This window comes from Acinetobacter sp. Gutcm_16 (assembly GCF_028649355.1).
Lineage (GTDB): Bacteria > Pseudomonadota > Gammaproteobacteria > Pseudomonadales > Moraxellaceae > Acinetobacter > Acinetobacter johnsonii.
The window spans coordinates 1-25560 of record NZ_JAQSUV010000010.1; the positions used below are offsets into that span (position 1 = coordinate 1).

27 protein-coding genes are annotated in these 25560 nt (G+C 41.6%); 13 read left to right on the forward strand and 14 right to left on the reverse strand.

The features are described 5' to 3' along the window. Positions 1–204 precede the first annotated feature (204 nt). Positions 205–849 carry a hypothetical protein gene (locus tag PTT44_RS00465; RefSeq protein WP_273795504.1) on the reverse strand — a complete coding sequence of 215 codons (645 nt, stop codon included), beginning with the start codon at positions 847–849 and terminating at the stop codon, positions 205–207. Between the two features lie 281 nt (positions 850–1130). On the opposite strand from PTT44_RS00465, the gene PTT44_RS00470 reads away from it, so the two are divergent. Further along, positions 1131–1406, forward strand: a complete 276-nt coding sequence (locus tag PTT44_RS00470) for a PspC domain-containing protein (protein WP_004692583.1) — start codon at positions 1131–1133, stop codon at positions 1404–1406. A 95-nt stretch (positions 1407–1501) separates the two neighbouring features. On the opposite strand, the gene PTT44_RS00475 is transcribed toward PTT44_RS00470, so the two are convergent. Further along, positions 1502–2599, reverse strand: a complete 1098-nt coding sequence (locus PTT44_RS00475) for an HPP family protein (RefSeq protein ID WP_010325819.1) — start codon at positions 2597–2599, stop codon at positions 1502–1504. Between the two features lie 110 nt (positions 2600–2709). Further along, a complete protein-coding gene (locus PTT44_RS00480) occupies positions 2710–3123 on the reverse strand; it encodes a lysozyme inhibitor LprI family protein (protein WP_168158028.1) in 414 nt (137 codons plus the stop codon). A 107-nt stretch (positions 3124–3230) separates the two neighbouring features. On the opposite strand from PTT44_RS00480, the gene PTT44_RS00485 reads away from it, so the two are divergent. The 7 genes from PTT44_RS00485 to PTT44_RS00515 all read left to right on the forward strand — a co-directional run bounded on the left by PTT44_RS00485 (position 3231) and on the right by PTT44_RS00515 (position 11444). Beyond that, the gene (locus PTT44_RS00485) at positions 3231–4853 is read left to right on the forward strand and encodes a hypothetical protein (protein WP_252726089.1); all 1623 of its coding nucleotides are present in this window, start codon (positions 3231–3233) and stop codon (positions 4851–4853) included. A 68-nt stretch (positions 4854–4921) separates the two neighbouring features. Continuing rightward, complete coding sequence (gene glyQ / locus PTT44_RS00490; protein ID WP_010325817.1) at positions 4922–5911, forward strand: glycine--tRNA ligase subunit alpha; 990 nt, start codon at positions 4922–4924, stop codon at positions 5909–5911. Next, positions 5911–7980 carry a glycine--tRNA ligase subunit beta gene (glyS, locus tag PTT44_RS00495; protein WP_168158029.1) on the forward strand — a complete coding sequence of 690 codons (2070 nt, stop codon included), beginning with the start codon at positions 5911–5913 and terminating at the stop codon, positions 7978–7980. Before glyQ ends, glyS begins: the two co-directional genes overlap by 1 nt. Before the next feature lie 411 nt (positions 7981–8391). Further along, positions 8392–9228 (forward strand): hypothetical protein, encoded by an 837-nt coding sequence (locus tag PTT44_RS00500; RefSeq protein WP_168158030.1) that lies wholly within the window; start codon positions 8392–8394, stop codon positions 9226–9228. 272 nt (positions 9229–9500) lie between these two features. Next, positions 9501–9890, forward strand: coding sequence for a hypothetical protein (locus tag PTT44_RS00505; RefSeq protein ID WP_168158031.1), 390 nt, complete (start codon positions 9501–9503; stop codon positions 9888–9890). Positions 9891–10189: 299 nt separating this feature from the next. After that, a complete protein-coding gene (locus tag PTT44_RS00510; RefSeq protein ID WP_168158032.1) occupies positions 10190–10711 on the forward strand; it encodes a hypothetical protein in 522 nt (173 codons plus the stop codon). 169 nt (positions 10712–10880) lie between these two features. Beyond that, positions 10881–11444, forward strand: coding sequence for a hypothetical protein (locus PTT44_RS00515; protein ID WP_168158033.1), 564 nt, complete (start codon positions 10881–10883; stop codon positions 11442–11444). Between the two features lie 50 nt (positions 11445–11494). Here the strand turns inward: PTT44_RS00515 and PTT44_RS00520 are convergent, their stop codons facing one another. The 3 genes from PTT44_RS00520 to PTT44_RS00530 form a co-directional block, all read right to left on the reverse strand. Continuing rightward, complete coding sequence (locus tag PTT44_RS00520; RefSeq protein WP_168158034.1) at positions 11495–12451, reverse strand: 2-hydroxyacid dehydrogenase; 957 nt, start codon at positions 12449–12451, stop codon at positions 11495–11497. A gap of 123 nt (positions 12452–12574) precedes the next feature. Continuing rightward, positions 12575–12769, reverse strand: coding sequence for a hypothetical protein (locus PTT44_RS00525; RefSeq protein ID WP_004692607.1), 195 nt, complete (start codon positions 12767–12769; stop codon positions 12575–12577). Between the two features lie 120 nt (positions 12770–12889). After that, entirely contained in the window at positions 12890–14176 is a 1287-nt protein-coding gene (locus PTT44_RS00530) for a hypothetical protein (protein WP_168158035.1), read from the reverse strand. A 38-nt stretch (positions 14177–14214) separates the two neighbouring features. Here PTT44_RS00530 and PTT44_RS00535 point away from each other — a divergent pair, with 38 nt between their 5' ends. Beyond that, complete coding sequence (locus tag PTT44_RS00535; protein ID WP_168158036.1) at positions 14215–15078, forward strand: class I SAM-dependent methyltransferase; 864 nt, start codon at positions 14215–14217, stop codon at positions 15076–15078. 12 nt (positions 15079–15090) lie between these two features. Then, on the forward strand, positions 15091–15651 hold the full coding sequence (locus PTT44_RS00540) for a hypothetical protein (RefSeq protein WP_168158037.1): 561 nt from the start codon (positions 15091–15093) through the stop codon (positions 15649–15651). 58 nt (positions 15652–15709) lie between these two features. Here the strand turns inward: PTT44_RS00540 and PTT44_RS00545 are convergent, their stop codons facing one another. Genes PTT44_RS00545 through PTT44_RS00555 form a run of 3 tightly spaced genes read right to left on the reverse strand, consistent with a single transcriptional unit; the run spans position 15710 to position 18053 of the window. Further along, the gene (locus tag PTT44_RS00545; protein ID WP_168158294.1) at positions 15710–16120 is read right to left on the reverse strand and encodes a GFA family protein; all 411 of its coding nucleotides are present in this window, start codon (positions 16118–16120) and stop codon (positions 15710–15712) included. A gap of 58 nt (positions 16121–16178) precedes the next feature. Next, on the reverse strand, positions 16179–17390 hold the full coding sequence (locus PTT44_RS00550; RefSeq protein ID WP_168158038.1) for a TIGR03862 family flavoprotein: 1212 nt from the start codon (positions 17388–17390) through the stop codon (positions 16179–16181). Positions 17391–17393: 3 nt separating this feature from the next. Next, on the reverse strand, positions 17394–18053 hold the full coding sequence (locus tag PTT44_RS00555) for an SAM-dependent methyltransferase (protein WP_171527503.1): 660 nt from the start codon (positions 18051–18053) through the stop codon (positions 17394–17396). A gap of 85 nt (positions 18054–18138) precedes the next feature. Here PTT44_RS00555 and PTT44_RS00560 point away from each other — a divergent pair, with 85 nt between their 5' ends. Beyond that, a complete protein-coding gene (locus tag PTT44_RS00560; protein WP_004692619.1) occupies positions 18139–18312 on the forward strand; it encodes a DNA gyrase inhibitor YacG in 174 nt (57 codons plus the stop codon). Positions 18313–18476: 164 nt separating this feature from the next. Then, positions 18477–18656 carry a hypothetical protein gene (locus PTT44_RS00565; RefSeq protein WP_168158040.1) on the forward strand — a complete coding sequence of 60 codons (180 nt, stop codon included), beginning with the start codon at positions 18477–18479 and terminating at the stop codon, positions 18654–18656. Between the two features lie 51 nt (positions 18657–18707). Here the strand turns inward: PTT44_RS00565 and PTT44_RS00570 are convergent, their stop codons facing one another. The 5 genes from PTT44_RS00570 to PTT44_RS00590 all read right to left on the reverse strand — a co-directional run bounded on the left by PTT44_RS00570 (position 18708) and on the right by PTT44_RS00590 (position 23142). Beyond that, complete coding sequence (locus PTT44_RS00570) at positions 18708–19352, reverse strand: MBL fold metallo-hydrolase (protein WP_086209650.1); 645 nt, start codon at positions 19350–19352, stop codon at positions 18708–18710. Between the two features lie 12 nt (positions 19353–19364). After that, complete coding sequence (hemH, locus tag PTT44_RS00575) at positions 19365–20387, reverse strand: ferrochelatase (protein ID WP_168158041.1); 1023 nt, start codon at positions 20385–20387, stop codon at positions 19365–19367. Positions 20388–20456: 69 nt separating this feature from the next. Beyond that, a complete protein-coding gene (locus tag PTT44_RS00580) occupies positions 20457–21482 on the reverse strand; it encodes a DUF4062 domain-containing protein (protein WP_087011252.1) in 1026 nt (341 codons plus the stop codon). A 131-nt stretch (positions 21483–21613) separates the two neighbouring features. Beyond that, positions 21614–22483, reverse strand: coding sequence for a glutamate racemase (gene murI / locus PTT44_RS00585; protein WP_168158042.1), 870 nt, complete (start codon positions 22481–22483; stop codon positions 21614–21616). A gap of 47 nt (positions 22484–22530) precedes the next feature. After that, positions 22531–23142 carry a DUF1285 domain-containing protein gene (locus PTT44_RS00590; protein ID WP_168158043.1) on the reverse strand — a complete coding sequence of 204 codons (612 nt, stop codon included), beginning with the start codon at positions 23140–23142 and terminating at the stop codon, positions 22531–22533. A 191-nt stretch (positions 23143–23333) separates the two neighbouring features. On the opposite strand from PTT44_RS00590, the gene PTT44_RS00595 reads away from it, so the two are divergent. Continuing rightward, the gene (locus tag PTT44_RS00595) at positions 23334–25046 is read left to right on the forward strand and encodes an electron transfer flavoprotein-ubiquinone oxidoreductase (RefSeq protein ID WP_168158044.1); all 1713 of its coding nucleotides are present in this window, start codon (positions 23334–23336) and stop codon (positions 25044–25046) included. Positions 25047–25560 lie beyond the last annotated feature (514 nt).

A 25560-nucleotide genomic window follows, 5' to 3' on the forward strand; every position in this document is an offset into this window, starting at 1 on the left:
CTGGTAGAGCAGCGGACTTTTAATCCGTTGGTCCCGCGTTCGAATCGCGGACGACCCACCATTTATTTAAATCCTCTTTAATTGCATTGATATGACATTTATTTAGCGACACGCTATTTAAGTCATAAAATTCGCACGCTGTTCATTTCTTCACTATTTTTATTCTTCAGTCTTATTCTGTTGCTTTGCCCAATTCCATTTTAACTATGAATTAGGCTCACGCTTTAATGTATACGCACGCTCTAATTTCGGAAAACCTCGCGCATACAATTTTTGGTTAGTGGCATCTAGATTATTACTTTTATCTAAATCCATTTGCAGCGTTTGCGAATCCACCACGCGATAATAAAAATTAATCCCCTCTTTACGATGGACGATCAGCTCGGTTCGCTCTTTATTCATGGTCCATGTATCACGGCGATAACTTAAGCTTGAAAGTCCAGGGCGCTGTTTTTCCGAAAAGACCTTACCTAAGCGCACAATACTACGATGCACCGTACCATCGGGTAAAAAATTGAGAATAAAATCAGCCTTTCCCGTTTCACAAGGGAAAAAATAACCATCACATTGAATTTGTGTGCGATAACGCCCAATAAACTGCTGTTCACTAATATCAAGCGTGCGAGGTGCATACTCCGAATCATCTTGCATGGTTGCCCGCCCTGCCACCTCAGTCAGCTTCTTCCCCGACTCAGGCGGAACAGCCGCGTCCTCTACCGTACTATTTTCATGTTGTTGTGATGTCTCCGACAACCCACCATCACAGCCAGCTAACGATACACCGATTAGCCCCACCGCTCCTTGCAGTAATGCGCCAATCAAACCCTGATGCTTTCGTTTCAACTTCATTCCACACTCACTTCCTGCACGTGATTAATCTCCATAACCATCACGAATATTCCATCCTGACCTCTGGTGTTTTCTCGGATTCAAATGACTTGCTGACTTTAAACAGCTGGCTCAACGCCAAATAGAGCACATTTTAATCCTGATCAAAACCCCAGCTTTTATCTCTTTACATAACTTTACTTTTTAATTAGCTCCGTCACCTTTAAAAACTTAATTCCATCTCCATTTTTAAATTATGAGTGCAAAAAGCCACTCAGATTTTAATTTTTAAGGAGACCTAGATGGCCAATGTTGGTTTATATCGCTCAAACCGCTCAAACATGATTGCTGGTGTGATGGGTGGTATTGCTGAACGTTTTGGTTGGAACGCAAATTTACTTCGTATTGTTTTCATCACCATTTCACTGTTAAGTGCAGCATTCCCTGGAATTTTGGTTTACCTAATTCTTTGGTTGGTGATGCCGAAACAAAAAGACCAAATTGAGCATTCTCCACAGGCTCGATCAGGTTATAGCAATACGATGCGTACCGTTAATCCAGATCATCGCAACCCATAAGCGCACATCTTTCGTCTCAAAAAAGTTTCTTTTTATGCTACGACAACTTCCCCCAAAGTGTCGTAGCTTTTTTTTGCCTACGACACTCACATGACTTAGCGATGCTGCAACAGACGATACAATGCTGCAATCATATCGGCACGGCTAATGATGCCGACCAAAGCCTTGTTTTCAACCACAGGAATATAGTTAAAAGAACGTTCAACAAAGTACGGGATCAAATCTTGTAGTTCTTGATCCGGCTGCACAGTCACCACCTGACGTTTCATAATGTGCTTGACTTGATCTTGCCAAGAGGTACGCAAATCCGTCGCCTTTTGGAACCATTCCACCACTTCATATAAAGCCAAGGTGCCGCATACTTGTTCAGCTCGATTTAACACAGGTAAACTCATCAGATTGACCTGTTTAAATTTTTCCACAGCGACTTGAATGTCTTCATCTTCATATAAACACAGGACATCTTTACTCATAATGTCCCGACAGCGTAGGTCTATATGAAAGCGAGTATCGGCCTGTGCTTGGGCTTTTAAAATCAGTTTTTGTAAATCATATTCACTGATGTCAAGCAACTGTGTTTCTTGGGCTAAAACTTGATGAATATCTTCAGGTTGAATGGTGACCTTCTGGGTTGGGGTCGGGTCGGTGCTACGCGTATTGACTTGCGCCACAGTTGGGTATTGTTTCCCGAGCAATCGGTTGAACACAATCGCAATCACTAGAAGCAGAATCGAGTTGAGTAAAACAGGATAAAACACAAACTGATAACCTAACTCGTGTACCGTCTCGCCTCCCAACACCGCTGTAATCGCCACAGCACCACTCGGTGGATGTAAAGAGTCTGTCGTCATCATCAAAATAATCGACAAAGCCACAGCAACACTAAATGCTTCTGTTAAGTTGGAAATATAGAGTGCGCAGGTCACCCCAATTACTGCTGCAATCGTATTCCCAATCACAATATTCCATGGCTGAGCCAAAGGACTGGCTGGTACGGCAAAAAGCAACACAGAGGACGCGCCCATCGGGGCGATATACCATGCATTGATCCCACCCAAAAGCCACCAACTTATGAGTGAAGACAGTGCTAATCCCAACAATGCACCTAAACCACAGAGCATTCTTTCCTTTAGCGGTAACACTTTAAAATTCGGTTTTAAGGTATTTAACCATTCAAGTTGCATATGAAACACAGCCACCCTTCTACTTTTTCGCACTTAACCGGTGCAAAATTATACGTGGTCTCACCAATAAGATGCATCTATTTTACATCTTATTTTTATGAGTAATTCTACTGAATTCTTTAGTGAACGTATTGCTGTAACTGTACAACCCGTTCAGCATACTGCTGCATAGGACAAAAAGCATACATGGGCGATCCAACATACTGCCCTGCATTCTCACACTCTTGCTCAACATAGGCTTTCCACAAGTGCTGCGACTTTAAAATGGCTTGATAACGTTCTGGCTGTTTATCCTGCTGACTTTGTACACGTATTTGATCGAGTAATGATACGATTTTCTTTTCATCAAGGTGTTTGGCTCGTTCTGAACAGATCTCCACCACACTATTGTTAATACTGACAAGCTGTAAAGCCTGAATGGTCTGCTCAACACATTGGTTATAAATATCTGGCTCGGCCTCTTGCTGCTGCGCGTGAACCGCTCCACTGAACGTAGCCAGCAGAACAAGGATCTGAAGATAAAATTTTGGCATGGTGTGCTCTTGGTTTTATTGTGCAAAAATTTAATATAATAAAATCCCTGACTTCTTTGATACATTTTTCCTTTAATATAAGACCAACTTTACAACCATAAACACCAATGAAAGAAAATCAACGCGAAGAGCTTTTAAAACATTTAGCAGCGTCTCTACACGATGCAAAAAAAGAAGGTGGAGCAATTTTACTGGTCGGTGCAGGCATTTCTGTTTCCGCGGGTATTCCACCTGCACAAAAGCTCATGCAAATTGCGATTGAGAACTTTTCTAATTATTTTACGGAAGAGGAAAAAGAACAATCAATAGAGGATTTAAACAAACTTCAATACAACGACATTATGACCAAGCTTTCTAATGTTAAACGCAAAGAACTATTTAAATGGTTTATTGAAGGCAACCCAGAAAAAGGAATTGAAAAAGCAAAACTCAATTTTGCGCATATCGCAATTGCAGAGTTATTAAAACAAGGCTATTTCAGCAGAATACTTACTGTTAATTTTGACCCTCTATTAATCCATGCTTGTTATATGGTTGGTATGTATCCATTCCCTGCAATTTATGATTTAGGTGCAATGGGTAAAGTGAATGCCGAGCTGTTACATGATCCAAGTATCGTCTATTTAAATGGCCAACATGTTGGCTTTGTCCAACGTAATACTACTGATCAATTAGAGGCTCATAAAGAAACACTAAGCCAAATCGTTCGTTCAACTGGTTGTTCTAAAACTTGGGTCGTTGCTGGTTATAGTGGAGAAAACGACCATCTTATGGATGCCTTAAACGAGTTACGTCCATATAACAATTGGCTGTATTGGTTGGAATATAGTAATCAAGTTTTACAGAAAGAAAGTCACAATTTCTTAGAAAATGATGAAGAATGTAAAGTTATTTATGAGTGTGATGCTGATGAAACATTCATGAATATCTCTTATTTGCTTGATTGCAGTTTAGACTTTATTGAGCGACCACATAAGGAATTAGAAATGTATCTAGAGGAAATTAGATTTGAAACATCGAAAAACTCTCAACATAGATATACTGCTAAAATTAAAAAATATATAGAAATATTAGAAACCAATACAGCTATTAGCCAATTTAAACATGCTGATCAAGTAGACATGCTATTGGCTTATCTAGAAGACCTCATTGCTAACAAAATACCCTCTCCTCATGAAGATAACTTAAAAAAAATAATAGAAGTTTGTGAAAGAATATCGCAATTATCACCCGAGCACGATGCTACATATTGGTATTGGGGCGACGCTTTATTTGCTACGGCAAAATTAGAAGGAATAGATAAAAAAGAATTTCTTAAAGAGGCTGAAATAAAGTATCAGCTATCCATTGAGAAAGATATCTCAGAGGATATTAATATTAAAGCTAGGAAACTTTATGAGCTTTACAGATATCAGCACTTTCTAACAAATGACGAAACTACAAAAAATGACTTGCTAAAAAAAGCTTTAGCAAGTCTAAATCTATGTACAGAATTATCCTTAGAAAAAGCAAAGATTTACTCATTACTAAATGAACCCAAATTAGCGGTGAGTCACTTAAATAAAATCAGATATAAAAATAAGAACACTTCTATACTTGGAAGTCTTTTTTCATTTCTCAACTATTCAATAGAAGATGTGATAAGTGATGAAGATTTTCGTCCAATTAAGAATCATCCCGATTTTCAGCATTGGGTAGAGCAAAAACAGAAGGAAAGTATAAGTGCATAACCTTTGCTACTCCCCCACAAAATCCTTATAATTGAGCACAATTTTTATCTAATTTTAAGTGGATGACCATGAGTCGCGCCATATCGCATATTGATACATTCCAAGGCTTAATTCTTGCCTTACAAAACTACTGGGCTGAACAAGGTTGTGTCATTTTACAACCTTACGATATGGAAATGGGTGCAGGGACATTCCACACTGCAACATTCTTACGCGCACTTGGGCCAGAAACTTGGAACGCAGCATACGTTCAACCATCACGTCGTCCTAAGGATGGTCGTTATGGCGAAAACCCAAACCGTTTGCAACACTATTACCAATTCCAAGTGGTACTGAAACCAAACCCAGATAATATCCAACAACTTTACCTAGACTCGTTAAAAGCCATTGGTATTGATACCCTTACTCACGATATTCGTTTCGTAGAAGACAACTGGGAATCTCCAACTCTCGGCGCTTGGGGCTTAGGTTGGGAAGTTTGGCTCAACGGTATGGAAGTGACTCAGTTTACTTACTTCCAGCAAGTCGGTGGTGTTGAATGTTACCCAGTAACAGGTGAAATCACTTACGGTCTTGAACGTTTGGCCATGTATCTACAAGGTGTCGATTCAGTTTACGATCTGGTTTGGACCAAAGGGCAATTTGGTACTGTGACTTATGGTGATGTATTCCATCAAAACGAAGTTGAACAATCAACGTATAACTTCGAATATGCACCAGTCGACAAAATGTTTGAATTATTTGACTTCTATGAAGCTGAAGCATCTCGTTTAATTGAAGCAGAATTACCACTTCCTGCGTATGAACAAGTCATTAAAGCATCACACAGCTTTAACTTACTCGATGCACGTGGTGCGATTTCTGTGACTGAACGTCAACGTTATATTTTACGTGTACGTACTTTGGCTCGTTCAATTGCGCAAAGTTATGTGGCGGCTCGTGCCAAACTTGGTTTCCCAATGGCAGAACCACATTTACGTGATGAAGTTTTAGCGCAACTGAAAGCTCAGGTTGAAGCAGAAGCAGCTCAAGCAGAAAAATCAGCGGAGAACAAATAATGTCTAAACATACAGTTTTATTTGAACTTGGCTGTGAAGAACTTCCTCCAAAAAGCTTAAAAACTTTACGCGATGCATTGCAAGCTGAAACAGAAAAAGGCTTAAAAGATGCAGGCTTAGCTTTTGATTCTATCGAAGCTTATGCAGCACCTCGTCGTTTAGCATTGAAAATTATCAATGTAGATGGTGCTCAAGCTGATACTCAAAAACGTTTCGACGGCCCTGCTGTACAAGCTGCTTATGATGCTGAAGGTAAACCAACCAAAGCACTTGAAGGCTTTATGCGTGGTCAAGGCATTACTGCGGATCAAGTTTCAACTTTCCAAGCAGGTAAAGTTGAAAAAGTTTGTTATTTAAAAGATGTCAAAGGTCAAAGCCTTGATGTTTTACTGCCACAAATTTTGCAAACTGCGTTGGATAACCTTCCAATTGCAAAACGTATGCGTTCTGCGGCAAGCCGTACTGAATTCGTTCGTCCTGTAAAATGGGTTGTATTGTTAAAAGACAATGATGTGGTTGATGCAACCATTCAGGATCATAAAGCAGGTAATGTGACTTATGGTCATCGTTTCCATGCACCTGAAGCGATTACTTTAGCCAATGCAGATGCATATTTAGATGCACTTCGTGCTGCAAAAGTTGTCGCAAATTTTGAAGAACGCCAAGCGATCATTGATCAACAAGTCAAAGCTCTTGCTGATGAGGTGAATGCGATTGCGATCGTTCCTGCTGATTTACGTGATGAAGTAACTGCATTGGTTGAATGGCCTGTTGCGCTTCGTGCAAGCTTTGAAGAACGTTTCCTTGCTGTGCCTCAAGAAGCATTGATCACTACCATGCAAGACAATCAGAAGTATTTCTGTTTGGTGAATGCTGACAATAAACTTCAACCTTACTTCATTACTGTTTCAAATATTGAGTCTAAAGATCCAACTCAAATCATTGAAGGGAATGAGAAAGTTGTACGCCCTCGTTTGTCTGATGCTGAATTCTTCTTCTTACAAGATCAAAAGCAACCGCTTGCATCTCGTAAAGAAAAATTAGCCAATATGGTTTTCCAAGCACAGTTAGGTACGCTTTGGAATAAATCTGAACGTATTGCTAAATTGGCTGTGGCTTTATCTGCAATCACAGGTGCAAATCCTGCGGATGCTGAAAAAGCAGCACTTCTTGCAAAGTGTGATTTAACCTCTGAATTGGTCGGTGAATTCCCTGAACTTCAAGGTATTGCAGGCACTTACTATGCACGTATTGAAGGTGAGAATGATGAAGTTGCGGAAGCTTTAGGTGAGCAATATTTACCTAAATTTGCAGGCGATGTTTTACCGCAAACTAAGACAGGTACGACGATTGCCCTTGCAGATCGTTTAGATACGTTGACTGGTATTTTCGGTATTGGTCAAGCGCCTACAGGTTCTAAAGACCCGTTTGCTTTGCGTCGTTCTGCGATTGGTATTTTGCGTTTAGTGACTGAAAATAATCTTGATGTTTCGATTGAAGAATTGATCAAGCTTGCTTTGGCTGCTTATGGCGATGTATTGAAAGACCACAACAAGACTTTGGCGGATGCTGTTGCATTCCTTGAAGGTCGTTACCGTGCGAAATACGAAGACCAAGGTGTTGCTGTTGATGTGATCCAAGCTGTTCAAGCACTTTCACCAAAATCGCCACTTGATTTTGATAAGCGTGTGACTGCGGTGAACCATTTCCGTAGTTTGCCTGAAGCTGCTGCTTTGGCTGCTGCGAATAAACGTGTTGCGAATATCTTGGCGAAAGAAGCTACACCTACTGGTGAAATTATCGAATCGAAATTGCTTGAAGATGCTGAAAAAGCACTTTATGCAGAGATTCAAAATGTTCTACCTGTAGTTCAACCGCTTTTAGCTGCGAAAGACTACACGGCTGCGCTTTCTAAGTTAGCTGCGTTACGTGCGCCAATTGATGCATTCTTTGAAGGTGTGATGGTCATGGCAGATGATGCTGAATTGAAAGCAAACCGTTTACGTTTATTGGCGCAGTTACGTGGCTTGTTTACCAGTGTTGCGGATATTTCAGTGTTGCAGCACTAAGCCTTAATTGGTTATGAATTAAAAAACCTGCTAGAAATAGCGGGTTTTTTTAATACTAAGAATAAATCAGCAGTAATCATAATAAACCTCACCAATTAAAAACTTTTAAGCAAAAGATGCTGATCTCGTAGTGTCTTGGAAGCTAACTGCTTACATTTATTAGTTCAATTGCGGGATTTGTTTTACTGGTGTTGCCGATATTTCAATGTTGCAGCACTAATCTGAATTGTTGAAATAAAAGACTTGCTTTAAGGCCTACTTTTTAATGAGCTTACTTTAAAAATAATTAATAAGAACCATTAACAATAAGTTGCAATGAAACCTCCTTCCTTCTACTATTCAATACTATAACTATTTAAAAAATAGCTAGTTATAAACTTTATACTTTAAAATCCAGCATAGTTAATTTATATGAAATACCACATCTTATTTTCTTTACTCGCAACTACATTCGTAATCACAGGGTGTACCACTACGAAATCAATCAAATATCCAGTCCATGGACAGAACACAACCATTTCCGTATCTTCAGAACAAATATCTGCCATGACAGAGTCAGGCGCTGGAGATTATTTTATTAGTGATAGCCAAATCACCGTTGGAGATGCAAGTAAGGCTACGTCTAATCCTGCGGCAAGTGCATTTGGTTTAATTGGTATGGGTATTGCGACAGCAATAGAGAAAAATACAAATGCTTCTGCTATTTCTAAAAGTAGCTTAAAACAAGCAATTAAATTTGATGATTTAACAAATGCTAAAATCAATCAAGCTCAAGCGGAACATACTGTTGATCCTTCTCTCAAAATTCTTGCGATCAACCAAGTCTCAGAAATTAAAGTTGTTCCATATGCACGTATCTCATTTAAAGAAACACCTCTAGTTTCTGTTAATTTTGGTTTGAAAACGGAATTTAAGAATTCAGCAAGCAACCAATCATCGGCAAAACGTTTTTATAGTTATATGAGTAAAACCAGTGTTCCTTTAAGTGAATGGGATAGCAGCAACAATGCACTCTTTAATCAAAAAGCAGATCAGGCTTTCAATGCTTTAGCTAAAGCATTTATTTTAGATGCTCAACATCAATTAAACTTAAGTGTTTTCAGTGAATCGAAACAAAAAACTTGCCAAAATAACAAAGATGGACTGAACTTAAGCTTTGTAGAGGCGCCAGAGGATATCTGTATTGGTGTATTAAAAGATAAGAAAGGCAAAACCTTTGAAGGTCTACTTTTTGTAGTTGAACAATAAGCCTAAAAAGGTTCTTCAAGCATAAGAAGATACTATATTCAGTGTCTTCTTATGCCGAATGCTTATAAGCGCTTTTAATTATGTAATTCATTCATCATTTAATCTATTTCAGAAAACACAAAGAAAAATAGAAGTAACTTTTTCTAATTCTTTAATATCAAAATCGCTCATATTTTAGTAAACAGTAAAATAGTGATGTCATTAAAATTTATAGCCAACCCTATCTCATTTCCCTATACTCAACCTAACAACTCGCAACAAGAACGAACCTTATGAAATTAAAAACTGTACTTTTCGCTACTTTTGCTGCCCTTTCTATTACAGCATGTACATCTCAACCAACGATTCCACAGTTGACAGCGGGCGTATTACAAGAAGTCCAAGATATTGAAGTTTATCCGGACACAACCAATAACAAAGCAAAATTGACCAAGTTTGAAGACAAATGCGTCATCGAGTTTACTGGCAACCTCAAAGCAGGCAAAGTCGTAGAACAATGGGCGTTCCGTGACTACACCCTCATCACAGGTGGCTCAGCAACCTTTGCACTCGATGGCACCAGCACAGCAAACAAATTTGAATTACACGATGCAGAAGTACAGAAAAACTTCCTCGCACTACGTAATCACTTTGCAAAAGAAGCCTTAGCGCAATGTAACTAAGCAAATCGTCATCACTGGTGCAATATCAGTGATGACTTTCTCTCAAATGCCTTTCGCTTCGTATCCTTTACTCTGATACCAGTCTCCATATTCTTTACATTTAAAACAACGACCACGCATAAACTTACATAATTCTAATGAATTAACTGAACGACACAATTTTCAGCCCATTGTTCATGCGCTGTTGCCGCATTGTGCGACTTTCATATCAAACGCTATTTTTGAGCTCATTTCTGTCTATGATGACTGCTGTTCTGAACTCCTCATCGGGTTCTGTCATAAGAGGTAGAAAATCAAAGATGAAAGTTTTAACAAAGACACTCACCGCTTCGGCTTTAACCACTGCACTTTTAGCTTCCACTTCCCTATTTGCAAATACCACAGCCAATACATCGGCCAATGTTCAAGTTCAAACCTCGCAGCCAAGCGTATTGCAAAACTTAAAACATGATGTCAAACATGCCGCGCATGCGACAGGTGAAACGGTTGAGCATGGTGTCGACAAAACCAAAGCATTCAGCAAAGAAAAATGGCAAGACACCAAAGAATTTTCAGCTGAAAAATCTGCTGTCGTAAAAGATAAGGCTGGTGACGTTAAACACTCTGTTGAGCATAACACCAAAAAAAGTGGTCACTATATAGCGGATAAAGCGAAACAAGGCCAACAAGCGACCAAACAAAAATGGCAGGAAACTAAGCAGGCTGTCAGTGGTCAACCTAAACGTGCTGACGTAAATGGGCAAGCCCAAGTGGAACTAGATACACCTGTTGCTAAAGCCAAAGTCGGTTCATCTGCGGATGTTGCCGTTGGCGCGAAGTAGAAAGTTAAACTCCTCCAGAGTTGAGAGAGCCCACATGCTGGGCTCTTTTTTTTAGCTATATACGTTTGCAAACTAAGCTTGTTTACAACCAAGCACATGAAATTCACACAAAGAGGCTTTATGCTAAAACGCTGATTTATGCACGATAGCCCAAGAGGTACACTGCTCTATGAACATGATGAAAACAACACTCTTCTGCGCTCTTTTAATGACAACAGCAGGTGTATGGGCACAAACAGAAACCACCACTCAGCAAGCACAAAAGCCAATTACACCTTATGGTAAAAACCCCAATATCTTTCATGTCTGGGCTTATAAAACTCAAGAAGGTGTGATTAACACGGCGGAAAAAGTCGGGACAGCAACAGAGAAAGGCATCCAAAAAATTCGCCCTTCTGCACACCAAGCCTTAGACAGTGCAAAAACCATCACCAACAACACCGCAGAACAAGCCAAAGAAACAGGACAGCAAGTTACCCAAAATGTGAATAAAAAGCTGCATGAAACCAAGCAAGTGATTACTGGTCAAACGGATCAACCCGCCCCCATTTACCAAGGTAGTTTAAGTCAACCGTCATCAGCACCCGTAGATGCTCCTGCGGTTCAAACACCGTCAGCCTCATCTCCACAGCCTGTCACCCCCCAAACAGTGAATGAACCCACGATTACCCAAGCACCATCTTCCTATACACCAGCCCAAGCAGAAGAAGAAATTAAAGTGACTAAGCTTTAATATCAAAAAAGCCCATCATCTGACGGGCTTTTTCGTTGTCATTATTTGCTTTAATTCACCCGACGGATTGGCTGCCCTGCTTGAAAAGCTTGAGCATTTTCCACTAACTGCTGCACCATGCGTTGACGTGCATCGACACTGCCCCACGCACTGTGTGGTGTAATGATTAAATTCGGCAGACCAACCTCCAATAAAACATTGCCCTCTTTAGGTGGCTCAAGGGTTAGTACATCAGTTGCTGCGCCTGCAATTTCACCCTGTTTTAATGCGTCTGCCAAGGCAGCTTCATTCACAATTCCACCCCGTGCACAATTAATTAAAAAGGCACTTTTTTTCATTTTTGCGAAAGCTTGAGCATCGATCAGGTCACGTGTGTCATCGGTTAATGGACAATGCAGACTGACAAAATCCGATTGCGCCAGCAAGTCATCAAAGCCCACTCGTGTTGAGTCAGCATGTGGACGGTTTGGCAAATTGCCCACTAAAATCCGCATGCCAAATGCTTCAGCGAGTTTAGCCACTGCCTGCCCCAATTCGCCATAACCTAAAATGCCCAATGTCTTGCCGGAAAGTTCGATAATTGGGTAGTCTAATAGACAAAACTGAGAAGCTCTATTCCATTCGCCCTGCTGCACCGCGCGGTCGTATTGCAAGCATGAGGTTGCAAGGTTAAGCATCAACATCAAAGTGTGCTGTGCCACCGCTGCCGTGCCATAACCCTGACAATTACACACCACAACACCTTGCGCTTTGGCTTGCTGCAAATCGATGTTATTGGTGCCAGTGGCAGAGATTAAAATCAACTTTAACTGAGAGCATTGTTTTAGGGTATCGGCATCCACCATTACTTTGTTGCTAATAATCACATCTGCATCTTGTACACGGGCGACAAGTGTCTCAGCATCGGTACTTGGGTAAAGGATCAGTTCATCAAAAACAGCATGCAGTGCTTGAAAGTCCAAATCATTTTGATCTAAGGATGCATAATCTAAAAATACGGCTTTCATTGCTCACGTCCAGTTGTTCTGCATAATGATAGAGCGCTTATTTAAACTAACTCAGCCCCTTTTTTCAATGTAAACACTGTCTTCACCACTTAAAAATAGCCGCAACACACAGAAAAAAGCCCGCTATTTAACGGGCTTATTACGATGAATACGAATAGAAATACTGATCTGTTTAATCACATAAAACGTCAGGATCAGTAAGAGAATGAGACCACCACCGAATGTCAGATAGGCTGGGTCTAAACTTTGTGCCAGTACGCTTTGTGATGTTGAAATAAACAGTAATGTTATAAATACAGCCGACCAATGTCTTTGCATTGCTTCCACCCTATTTGATCTTTATCCGTATTGTTTAAAAGATAAACAATACTTTCATATTAAAGCAAATAGGCCGGAAAACAAGCGCTTGGCCTTAGACCAAAGCCCTATATGAATAAATCACATGAACACATCTGATTCAGCATCGCTTGACACCAAAAACTGCGCTGTTTCTGGAATATCCTCGACCAAATCAAAGCCACCATATTCATCACAGCTAAAGTTAAACTGCTTATAACTAATCAGATAATAATCACTATATTTTTTCATTAACAATGGATGCATTCCAGCGCTCAACTCGGCTTGTTCATGCACCAACTTCATGATCTGTCTGTCATTCATGACGATGGTATAGCGCATGTCATTATAGTAAATGTGTACCAGTCCATTACCCTTGGCAAAGATCGGCAACAGAAACTTATGATTCAGCGCAATGGCATCTGGTGCATAGCTTTCAATCTTTTGACTGATCATATTGAACACCAAACCATGTCCAAAACTATCCATCAACTGACAGCTATTTTCTTGCGGCAAGTTGACCTGAATGCCCAGTTTCAGCAGATCCGTCTGGCTCACTTGTCGATTGCTGAGTAACTCGCGAATAATGCTTTGTTTTAGCTTGGCATCAAAAAATTGACCATCTAACTCAAGCTCATTATTTTTCAGAATTCGTCCCAAAGAAAAGCGATGACGCGGCAACAAGTTTTCGATCACTTTACGGTAGTAAAACTTGCTGTTCTTTTTCACTTCACGAATTTTTTTATAAAAATACGGCGCATCAAACTCATGACGTAGAAAGTCATGTAGCAAATCAGAACTGGCTAAAACCGCAATCGCATCATGCCCTGTAAAAGGCAAGTTCAACGTTCTCAGATTCGGCACGACCGTTTGTAATTTTTCATAATGCGCACGGTCTTCAGGGCAGTAAGGGTCATAAATAACAATGTATTCACACTCTGCCGAGACATCCTTGGCTTGAACCTGCATGTCATGATTCAGCTCAGGCTGATAGAACATGTTATAGCGGTTATCCGTCACCTGTTCAGGGTCAATCGAATACTGCGGCACCAAGGCCACTACGCGCTTAAAACCAAGCAGTTTAGAGTATTTAATCGCGGCATAGCCGCCCATTGACCCTGCATAGGCAATACGGGTTTGAAAGGGGGCAATCCAAGCGCGAATTGCATCCAACATCGCTAACATCGAAGACTCTGGAAACCATGACTTTTGTTTTGGCATAATGCCAACCACATTAAAGCCAAACTTCGCCAACGACTTTTCTGCATTGATCGACGTTCCCTTGGCACGGGTAATCAGGTCGCCAAAAGAGAAAATAAGTTCCTCCGATGAACCTTGTAAAAAAATGACACGAATCTGTTCGTCTTCAAAAATAATTTGTTTCGCCATGTCCATGCTGAGAGATTTCATTCCTATAAAGTGAGGTCATGTTCGTTCCATACAGCATAAGCGATTTCATCGAACCAAATGTGTTATTTTATAGATGCAGAGCAGATAAAAAAGCGCAAAATATGACACAATTACTCCATCCTGCAGCACAACACGGGTTTAGCGCAGCTGCTGAACTTTATCAACAAGTGCGTCCAAGTTATCCACAAGAGATCCATGCTTGGCTCACCGAGCAACTGCATTTAAACACAAATTCACGTGTGATTGATCTTGCCTCGGGTACAGGTAAGTTTCTGCCTTATCTGATTCCACATAGTGGACAGCTCACTGCCATCGAACCTGTCACCGAAATGTTGGCTCAACTCAAACTAGCCTATCCACAGGTGGAAACTTTACAAGCTTTTAGTCACCATCTTCCCCTGCCATCGCAAAGTATCGATGCAGTTTTATGCGCGCAGGCCTTCCACTGGTTTGCCAACATGGACAGTTTAAAAGAAATCCATCGTGTCCTAAAACCACAAGGGCATTTGGGCTTGGTCTGGAATCAACGCGACACTCAAGTCGACTGGGTCAATGCACTCGCAGAACGACTCGCTCCTTTAGAAGGAGGGACTCCACGTTATCATAGTGGATTGTGGCAAAAAGTCTTTGAACATCAACACTTACTTCAACTCAAAAGCCTGCATCAGTTTGCACAGCAGCAAACAGGTACAGTAGAACAAGTCGTCTCAAAACGTCTCCTTTCGACCAGCTTTATTGCCGCAATGCCTAAGGCGCAACAGCAGGATTTAAAACATCAGTTTGAGCAAATTGTGCTGCAGTACACAGGTAAACAGCCACAGGACGAAATCAGTTTTCCTTACATCACCTATGCCTATCACTTTCAAAAAATAGCAGAATAATAGGACACCGATATGAACCCACATACTCTTTCATTGAAACAGGTTCTACTGCCGCTTCTTTTAGGTGGCAGCTTAATCCTCACAGGCTGTAACAAAGCCAATCAATCTGCTGAGCAAGACACGCTTTCAAGCGATGATAAAATTCTGCAAGAACTCAGCTCAGAACCCATCAAAAGTTTTGCTAAAACAGCCAATGATCCACACGATATTGCGCTCTTGGTCGACTATGACCAGCGCTTTAGTAGCATGAGTGATGAAATGGAAGATGAACTCATGAAAATGCGTGAGGCAGGAACCCTCACGGATGAATTTGCAAAAACACGTCAACAAGACAATATTCAGTCTGCACTGAATATGCTGAAAGAACTGGATTTAAAAACAGAGCAAGGGCGCTACATTCAAACTCTGATGTACCAATATTGGGACAACCAAGCCAAAATCATCCAAGATAAAGCCGCAGCACCACATGACAACGTGAAAGACCTCGGTGAGCTCATTCATGCTCAAGAGCAGCTTGAACACTGGCAGTCGCAGTATCCTAAAGCTCAAGATACGATGTCGACAGGCTACTAACTCAATCGCAGACAAAGAAAAGGGATCCGATGATCCCTTTTACTTATATCTATTCTAATTATGGGCGTTCAGCATATTGTGGTAATGCATCACAAATGTTGTCCCACTCGGCTTGAGATGCCACAAAAATATGCTGCGTCGGCTTTTGCTGTAACGGGGTATCTAAAGTGCCGATCCGCAAACGGTAAAACTCAGGGGTGTCAGCTTTAATACTGATCAAAGGTGAACCACAGTTGCCACAGAAACAACGCTCTGTGCCTGCACTCGATGCATATTTTTTTACAACGTCCTGACCAGAGGTCAGTTTAAAATTCGCCCTAGCAATCGGTGCATTGGTTGCATATGCCGTTCCATTGGCCTTGCGACATTTTTGACAATGGCATTGAATAATATCGCCAATCGGCCCATCAATTTGATAAGTCACTGCACCGCATAGGCAGCTGCCCACATACTGCTGAAGATCCGACATCATGATGCTCCTTGAATTTTTTATTCAAATTAGCACAGCTGATTTTCAGTTGCATCGCTTATGGCGAATTTTTTGCCACATTCAAATACTGCATCACGCCCTCACCTGCGGCACGTCCGGTTGCAAAACATGCAGTGAGCAAGTAGCCCCCTGTGGGTGCATCCCAGTCCAACATTTCCCCACATAAAAAAACGGCAGGATTGGATTTTAATTGTAGCTGCGAGCTTAGGCCTTCACGGCGCACACCGCCAGCACAACTAATGGCTTCTTCAATCGGACGAAAACCAGTTAAAGGAATCTGTAATTGCTTCACCTGCTGAGCCAATTGTTCAGGGTGATTCCAGTGTTCTTTTGCAACCAACTCTCGCACTAAACTGGCCTTAGCTGCATCTAAACCCGCTTTACGCCAAACATTACTTAAAGACTGCTTTTTTGTGGGTTTCAGACGCACAGCCAATTCTTGAACCGTGACATCTGGCAGTAAATCAAGCGTTAACACTAAAGGCTGGAGCTTTTTTTGCTGCGCACGCAGCGCTCGACCTTGCTTATAGACCAAACCACTTTCTAGTCCATAATGGGTGATGACGATATCGCCCATACTTTTTTCCGCATCGCCCACCCATGCTGCGATACGTTTCAGTGGCTGCCCAAAGACGGGTTGCATGTAGGTTGACCATTCATGTTCTACTCCAGCATTGCTGGCTTGAAAAGACTCAATTTCATCGGCCTCCAACCAGTTTTGCCATGCGCCATCGCTACCGAGCTGAGACCATGACACCGCTCCGCAAGCCAAGACGATCGCATCATAGCTCTGGCTATGCACTTGATCACTAAGCAAAGATTTAATTTCAAGCGTATGCTCTTTGAGGCTGAGGCATTGATGACGATAGTAAAACTTGATGCCTGACTCAACCAAGCGTTTCAACCATGCACGTAATAAAGGCGCGGCTTTCATTTCAATCGGGAAAATACGCCCAGACGTTCCGACATAGGACTCAATGCCTAAACCTTTCATCCATGCTTGAATCCATGTGGCATCCCACTCACGAATCCAAGGTGCCAACCATTCTGCTTGATCATAACGACCTATAAACTGCTCCACAGGTTCAGCATGAGAGATATTTAGTCCTGTTTTACCCGCCATCAGGAACTTACGTGCAGCAGATGGTTTTTGTTCAAATACATCGACCTGAACATCATATTGGCTCAATACTTCTGCTGCCATCAAACCGGCTGGGCCCGCCCCAATAATTGCAATATGCTTTGGCATGATTTATTCAGCTGGATCCGAAGATTGCGCCTGTAGGATCTGACCTTGCAAAGCCTGAAACGCGTCAAAGCGCGTGCGATAACCTTCAGGTTTCGTGATGATCAACTGTTGGCAGAGCTCACCACGTTCTAAATATTTAATTTCAAAATGCGTACGTGCTGAGCTACCTGCAATGCGCTCTTTCACAAATGGTAACTTCCACACCTCAATCAACTGTTGCTGTGCTTCTTCAATATATTCTGGAATATTACTGGCTAACGTAATTTGTCCGCCCACTTGTAAACGTGAAATCAGAAACTCAAAAAACGGCATATTCAACCAGCGCTGCGCAGGATTATGCGGTTCAGGGTTGGGATAAAGAATAAAGAACTGTTCAACCTGCTGCGGTTGCAAGGCATGTACCACCCACGGTAAAGCATCGGCATGTACCAGCTGTAAATTCTGCTGACCTTCTAAGCCATGTTGTTTCTGCATCGCCACAAACTTTTCACGGGTTCGCTCAACCGCAATCAGCTTTTTCTCAGGATGATGGGCCGTAAACAATAAAGCATGTTTACCCTTGCCCGCCCCAATTTCCACACACAGTGGATCAGGACTGATCATTTGAAAATCACGAGGCGCATGCATACGCTGGGCTTGAAATTGACGAATCGGCATAATCAGATCAAACTAAGAAAAAACCGCATCAGTCTAACAACTGCCAACGTTTTTGCCTATTTCAATCCGAAAATTTTATCTGGAGTCGATCATGCCACACACTTTCCCTTGTCCCCGTTGTGGAGAAATGAGTCAATGGGAAGACAACGCCTTTCGTCCTTTTTGTTCAGAGCGCTGTAAATTGATTGACTTAGGTGCATGGGCCAATGATGAATATCGCCTCCCAACGCAAGATGCACCGCAAGCAGAAAATTCAGAAGAATAATATGTTTAATTTCATGATATTTTTCATATTTTAAGAGAAATTTTTCATTATTTAATATCTTAATATTCGCTTAAAAGGATCATTCGTCAACTATACTCCCCCAAAATGGGTACATGCTCACAGCATGATCAAGTGACAAAAATAACATCCGAAAGGGGGATAAGATGAACATCCTGAGTAAGACTCTTGTTTTAATTGGCGTTTTACTTGCGATCTGTCTATTCAGTTTTGGCATCTATATGCAAGATCTGTTGATCCTCTCGGTTGGACTATTAGTGGCCTTACTCTCCATCGTGTTTGCTTTAGAAACCCAACACATTTTGAATAATCCATTTCGCAAATAAAAAAGTCAGCACCTGCTGACTTTTTTATTTTCCAATGAGACCTCAAAGCGTTTAGCCTGCTTTTCCTGCCACAAAAGGGTTATGTTGTTTTTCAAAACCAATGGTACTGATTGGACCATGTCCTGAAATGAACTGCGTCTCATCGGGTAAGCTAAAGCATTCACGCTGAATAGAGTCAATCAACTGCTGATGATTGCCACGCGGGAAGTCGGTACGACCAATGGAGCCTTTAAACAACACATCGCCGGTCCAAAGCAGACCATAGTTTTTGTTATAAAACATCACATGACCCGGAGTATGTCCAGGGGCAAAACGCACTTCAAACTCTTCATTTCCCAGTTTAAGGACTTCACCACCTTCAAGCCATGTCGTGACATCTACCTTTTCAGGAATAGGAAAACCATAACGCTGCGAGACTTCTTGAATCATATCCAACCAAAAGGCATCTTCTTTATGCGGGCCAATCACAGGGACATCCCACAGTTTTTTTAATGCTCCCACGGCTCCAGCATGATCTAAATGCCCGTGCGTCAACCACAGCGCTTTTACTGTCAAACCCAACGCTTCAATTTCTGCTTTAAGTTTCTCAGGCTCTCCACCTGCATCAATTAAAATTGCTTCTTTACTGTCACTGTCCCAAACAATGGAACAGTTCTGCTGAAATGCCGTTACAGGCACAATTTTAACTTGCAACATAGCGTATCAACCTCAATTCGTTTTGCTGGCTAATGTCTGTTTTAAGGCATCAAGATTAGCTTGAACCATTGTATTGAGCAATTGCAAATGATCCCCGCGGCTGTTCAAGGCTGGAATATATTGATATCGCTCTCCACCTTGAGACAAAAACAATTCAGCATTCTGAATCGCCAGTTCCTCTAAAGTTTCTAAGCAATCCGCTGAAAATGCAGGACTCATAATTTGCACCGATTTCACTCCTTGCTCTGCCCATTCGGTCAATAAGGCATCGGTATACGGTTTCACCCATTCTTGCTTGCCAAAGCGGGATTGGAAACTGATCGCCCATTCATCTTCCACTAGGCCTAACTCTGCCGCCACCAACTGCCCCGTGATACGGCAACGGTCGGCATAGGGATCACCTTTATCGGCATAAGGCTGTGGAATACCATGAAAAGACATTAACAGCTTTTCAGTCACCCCATGTTCAGCACGGAAATCGCGCACACTTTGCGCCAAAGCCTGAATGTATAAAGGGTGCTGATAATAATCACGAATAATGCTCAGCCCTGGCAAATTGCGCTGCCTTGGAATCCACTTCGCGAAAGCATCATATAAAGGCGCGCTAGATGTTGCAGAGTACTGCGGAAACAAAGGAAAAAGGACAATATGATCTTGCGGCTTTTGACTCAACTCAGCAAGCAAGGGCTGAATGCCTGGATTACCATAGGTCATCGCAGGGACGATATTCAGCTCAAACTCGGGGTATTGCAAAATCAACTGCTGTTGTAACGCGGCCACTTGAGTCAGCAAAATTTCTCGCATTGGAGAGTCGCTGCCCCACACCATGGCATAAGCATGGGCAACGCGTTTCGGGCGAAACGGCAAAATAAATAAACGGAGAATAATTTGCCAAAGCGGTTTAGGAATTTCAATCACCCGCTGGTCTGACAAAAACTGATCCAAAAAGCGACGCACTGCTGAAGCTGTCGGTGCATCAGGCGTTCCCAAATTTGCCAAAATAACAGTAACTTTTGCTTTTGTTGCAGTAGACATTCAGCCCCCGTGGCTCGTTTTCGAATGTCTCTACTGTAACAGTTTTCAGTTCATTATCTAAATGGATAACTACGAAGATTGAAATTGAAAAGGCCGATCCTTTTCCAATAAATTACTCTCCAAAAGTTTCGTCGCCTTCGGGGTCAACTGCCAGAGCATGCGCTGACGATCATCTCGACCCGACTGAACAATCCAATCATTTTGACGCATTTGCATTTTGATACTGTGCAAAGCACGAATATTAATTTGCGAGCGCGCAACAGCATGGGCACGAGGCATTTCTAGACGTGCATCATTTAAACCAGTTTCGTTTAGATACTCATTTATGCGTTTGGAAAAATACTCTTCAGGAGTGGGGTGAATAAAGGTTGTCCCCAAAACCGACAGTAATTGCGCCCAAGTCATCTGCTTTTGAATTTTCAGCTCTTTGAAGTTGCCATCTTGATAGGCATGCATCCGATAATCAAAAGCAAAAAATTCATGCATAGCCACTTTGGGTAAAGACAAAAATGGATCGACTTCACGTTTACCTGCTTCAGTTTCCAATTGCACCAATTTGGCTTTGAGTTTATCAATTTCGTCATGCAACACTTGGGTATTCTGCGGACGTACCCAACCCGATACAGGATAGCGCTCTAGCATTTGCGTCATATTCAAGCGAACGGCCATTTCCAAGTCACGCATGGTGCGATAAGTGAAAACCTGATCGACTTCGTTTTGCAACAGTTTCCGAAACTCTTTGAATTTTTCACGCAACTCAGCTTTGTCGTCATGTAAACATAACTCACGGGCATCGGGATCATCATGCATAAATACAATAATCGGCTTTTGTTTAGTGACCGCATAAATGTATTCAAGGTGCATATATCCCACCCCTGACACGGACTGTTCGCCATATTTGCTGCCCAGCAACAATATGACGTAGTCACAGTCATCGATCTGACGGCGTGCAAAAGCCGTTGAAAGTGGTGTCCGTTGTTCTAATCCCCAAGAAAAAAATCCCATGCCCACTAAAGTTTGGGCCAAAATGATCCGCTCTGGTTGCATCTCGCTTCCAGAAGTGGTTATAAACACTTGATAACGCTTATCGAGCATCGGTTATCCTCATTATTCTTCACAGCATCTCATCCCCCAAATTCCATTAGATAGACACTGCGACTAACTCAAGCATATTAGGTTGCAATTTTTGACTATATATCAAAATACTCGACTTATTTGTTTAAAAATTAATCAGATATATTTGAAATAGTCCAATTTAGTTCTGGTTCAAGCAAAAGTTGTAAGATAGGTCTCAAACTTTCTGCATTATTTCCACTGACATAACATTCAATTCGAACATCACCATCATGATTTTGTTCAAATAATAACTCATTTTTGATTAAAATACGGGCTGTTTGTCGTGCAACTGCCAGTCCAGAGTCAATTAATGTCAGTTTCTGACCAAAAATAGATTGTATCGCTATTTTCAAAAAAGGGTAATGGGTACAGCCTAAAACTAAGTAATCTGCACCCTGATCAACAACCGGTTGTAAAATATCTTTTAACGTGGCTAAACATGCCGCACTCATCTGTGCGCCGCTTTCAACAAAAGGCACTAAATCTAAGCAGGTCACTGGAATCACCGTGACTCCCGAAGGTTGTGCAAACTTTTCCACCACATCTTTAATCAGCTGCCCGCGAAAGGTCGCAGGGGTCGCTAGAACGGCCACGGTTTTGGATTTGCTTTGCAATACCGCAGGTTTTAGGGCCGGAACCAGGCCGATAATCGGGAAATTGTCGCCATAGTGCTCGCGTAAATAATCCAAACTAAAGGCTGAAGCGGTATTACACGCCACAACTGCAACCTTACAGCCTTTGCGGTAAAGCCACTCAATCGCTTGTGCAGTCAATTCTCGAATATTTTGATCATCGCGCGGCCCATAAGGCACATGTGCAGTATCGGCAAAATAAATAAATCGTTCATGCGGTAAATGCTTGGCAATTTCTTGAGCGATGGATAAGCCGCCTATTCCCGAATCAAATATCCCGATTGGCGCATCGGCTGTCGCTTTTGGCATGGGGTTGATCAGAGGAAATAAGGGCTGAATGGCACTCATGAGGACTCGTTGCAGTATAAAGTTAAAAGATCAATCAAGCTTAAACCTCAGGTGCCTAATTGCAATAGCAAATCACCACTTTGTAAGCTCAGTTTGACCTGACCCTCCGCATCGTCGCTTAGCTCCCCCATTTCCACCAAATGAAAAAAAGCAGCACGCTGAATCAGTGCATTGATGCCAAAACGAACATGCACATAAGGACGTAGCTCCCCTTGGAAGGCACGCATAAAAATGGGATGGTCTTCATCAACAATCACCACATCATGCGTGGTCGTGGTCAGTTGTAGGTAGATTTTTCCTGCAATTTCGACTTGATCGACCTGATTGACAAATAAAGGCTCATCTTCAACCTCGATTTCAATCTGCTCGACAGGAGTTTTGAGATAAAACTTATCGTCTTCTTTCCAAAGTACCGTTGCAAACAGCTCAATCATGGCTGGACGTTTGATCAATTGACCTTCGTGCCACCATTCTCCATTAGCTAAAACCTTCAAATCCATTGCGCCACAATGCTTTGGGTGCCATTGATCTAAAGGGGGGATTGACCTTTTGTGACCGGACTGTCCATCTTTTATGTATTGTGCAATATCAGTTAAGTTTTTATTATCAGCAATAGCTACTTTTTTCGTCGGATTTGCTGAGTTGTGCTGCTTATCCATAAAATTCATGCCTGTCTGACGGAAAAATAATATGATTCAGCCAATTGGCTAGAACTCGGTTTAAACCTATACTAGCTCACAATATAAAAGACACGATGATAAATTTTGTGTCTGGGAACTAAGAACACTCATGGCAGCACCGTTCTTTGAGTCAAAACGGTTGCCACCTTTAACCATATGAGGAGTCCTACATGGAACACATCGAACGTGAATCGATGGAGTTTGACGTAGTCATCGTTGGCGCAGGCCCTGCTGGCCTTTCTGCTGCGATTAAAATTCGTCAACTTGCAATTGAAAACAACCTTAATGATCTGTCCGTTTGTGTCGTAGAAAAAGGCTCTGAAGTTGGTGCGCATATCCTTTCAGGTGCTGTGCTCGAACCGCGTGCGATCAATGAGTTGTTCCCAAACTGGAAAGAAGAAGGCGCGCCTTTAAATGTTCCAGTAACTGAAGATAAAACGTATTTCCTAATGTCTGCTGAAAAGTCACAAGAAGCGCCGCATTGGATGGTTCCTAAAACCATGCATAATGATGGCAACTATGTGATTTCACTCGGTAACGTGGTGCGTTGGTTAGGCCAAAAAGCTGAAGAATTAGAAGTGTCTATTTTCCCAGGTTTTGCTGCATCTGAAATTCTTTATCATGCCGATGGTACGGTTAAAGGTATCCAAACCGGTGATATGGGAATTGGTAAAGATGGTGAACCAACACATAACTTTACCCCAGGGTATGAACTACATGCCAAATATACGATTTTTGCGGAAGGCTGTCGTGGTCATTTAGGTAAGCGCCTGATTGCCAAGTTCGATCTCGATAAAGATGCAGACCCTCAACACTATGGTATCGGCATCAAAGAACTGTGGGAAATTGACCCTGCAAAACACAAACCAGGTTTGGTGATGCACGGTGCAGGTTGGCCTCTAGCTGAAACCGGTTCTTCTGGTGGGTGGTGGTTATATCACGCTGAAAACAACCAAGTTACTTTGGGTATGATCGTAGATTTATCTTACGAAAACCCACACATGTATCCATTTGCAGAAATGCAGCGCTGGAAAACACATCCACTGATTAAGCAGTATCTTGAAGGTGGTAAGCGTATTTCTTATGGCGCACGTGCTGTTGTGAAAGGTGGTTTAAACTCACTGCCGAAGTTTACCTTCCCAGGTGGCTCTTTAATTGGTGATGATGCAGGCTTCCTAAACTTCGCTAAAATTAAAGGCTCTCACACTGCCATGAAATCGGGCATGTTGTGTGGCGAAGCGGTATTCGAAGCGATTCAAGCAGGCGTTGAAAAAGGTGGTGATCTTGCCATTGCACGCGTGCTTGAAGGTGAAGACTACTTTGCAAAAGAGTTAACCGCTTATACAGACAAGTTCAACAACAGCTGGTTAAAAGAAGAGTTATATCGTTCTCGTAACTTTGGCCCAGCAATGCACAAATTTGGCACGTTCGGTGGTGGTGCATTTAACTTCATCGACCAAAATGTGTTTAAGGTCCCGTTTACTCTGCATGACTTAGTGCCTGACTTCAGTACACTGAAAACTGTAGATGCAGCAACAGTGAAACCGAACTATCCAAAACCCGATGGTAAGTTGACCTTTGACCGTTTATCTTCTGTATTTGTATCAAATACGGTGCATGAAGAAAATCAGCCAGCACACTTGAAACTGACCGATGCTTCTATTCCTGTAAATGTAAACTTACCAAAATGGGACGAGCCAGCTCAGCGCTACTGCCCTGCTGGTGTTTATGAAATTATGGAAGAGAATGATGGTTCGAAGCGTTTCCAAATTAACGCGGCTAACTGTGTGCACTGTAAAACGTGTGATATTAAAGATCCATCTCAGAACATTACTTGGGTCACTCCTGAGGGTGGTGGTGGTCCTAACTACCCGAATATGTAAATTGAAAACCCGCTTCGGCGGGTTTTTTTACATCATTTATATTTAATTTATTCAAAACTAATGTCCACCAATTTGCCTAGAATTAATTTATAAAAGTTATTTGGTTAACTAAAACACATAGTGTTCCTACATGTATTTACTCTAAAGTATTAACTTTTTTATATTAACGAATATCTTTCTCAGCATTTAATATTTGATGCTTGCTTATTTAAAATCGGTTAGAGATAGTCATCTTTGGTTTAGTCATACCACAAAAAAACAACTTCACAATTCAAATTCATTTTAATTCTGGTTTGAAAACCTTCGATACTTTTAATACAAGATTCACTATTAGCATCGTCTTCTGGGCAAATTTTCATTAAAAAAGTTGAGTTAAAATTATTCTGATCTTTTTTTCTCCTTTCACTTTCAGGTAGGCATAAGCTTTAAATTCATTCAACTCATCGCACTCAATACGAGCAAAATCAAATTATTTCTCTTCCAATATTTTATTTAAGGACACTGAACTAATTAA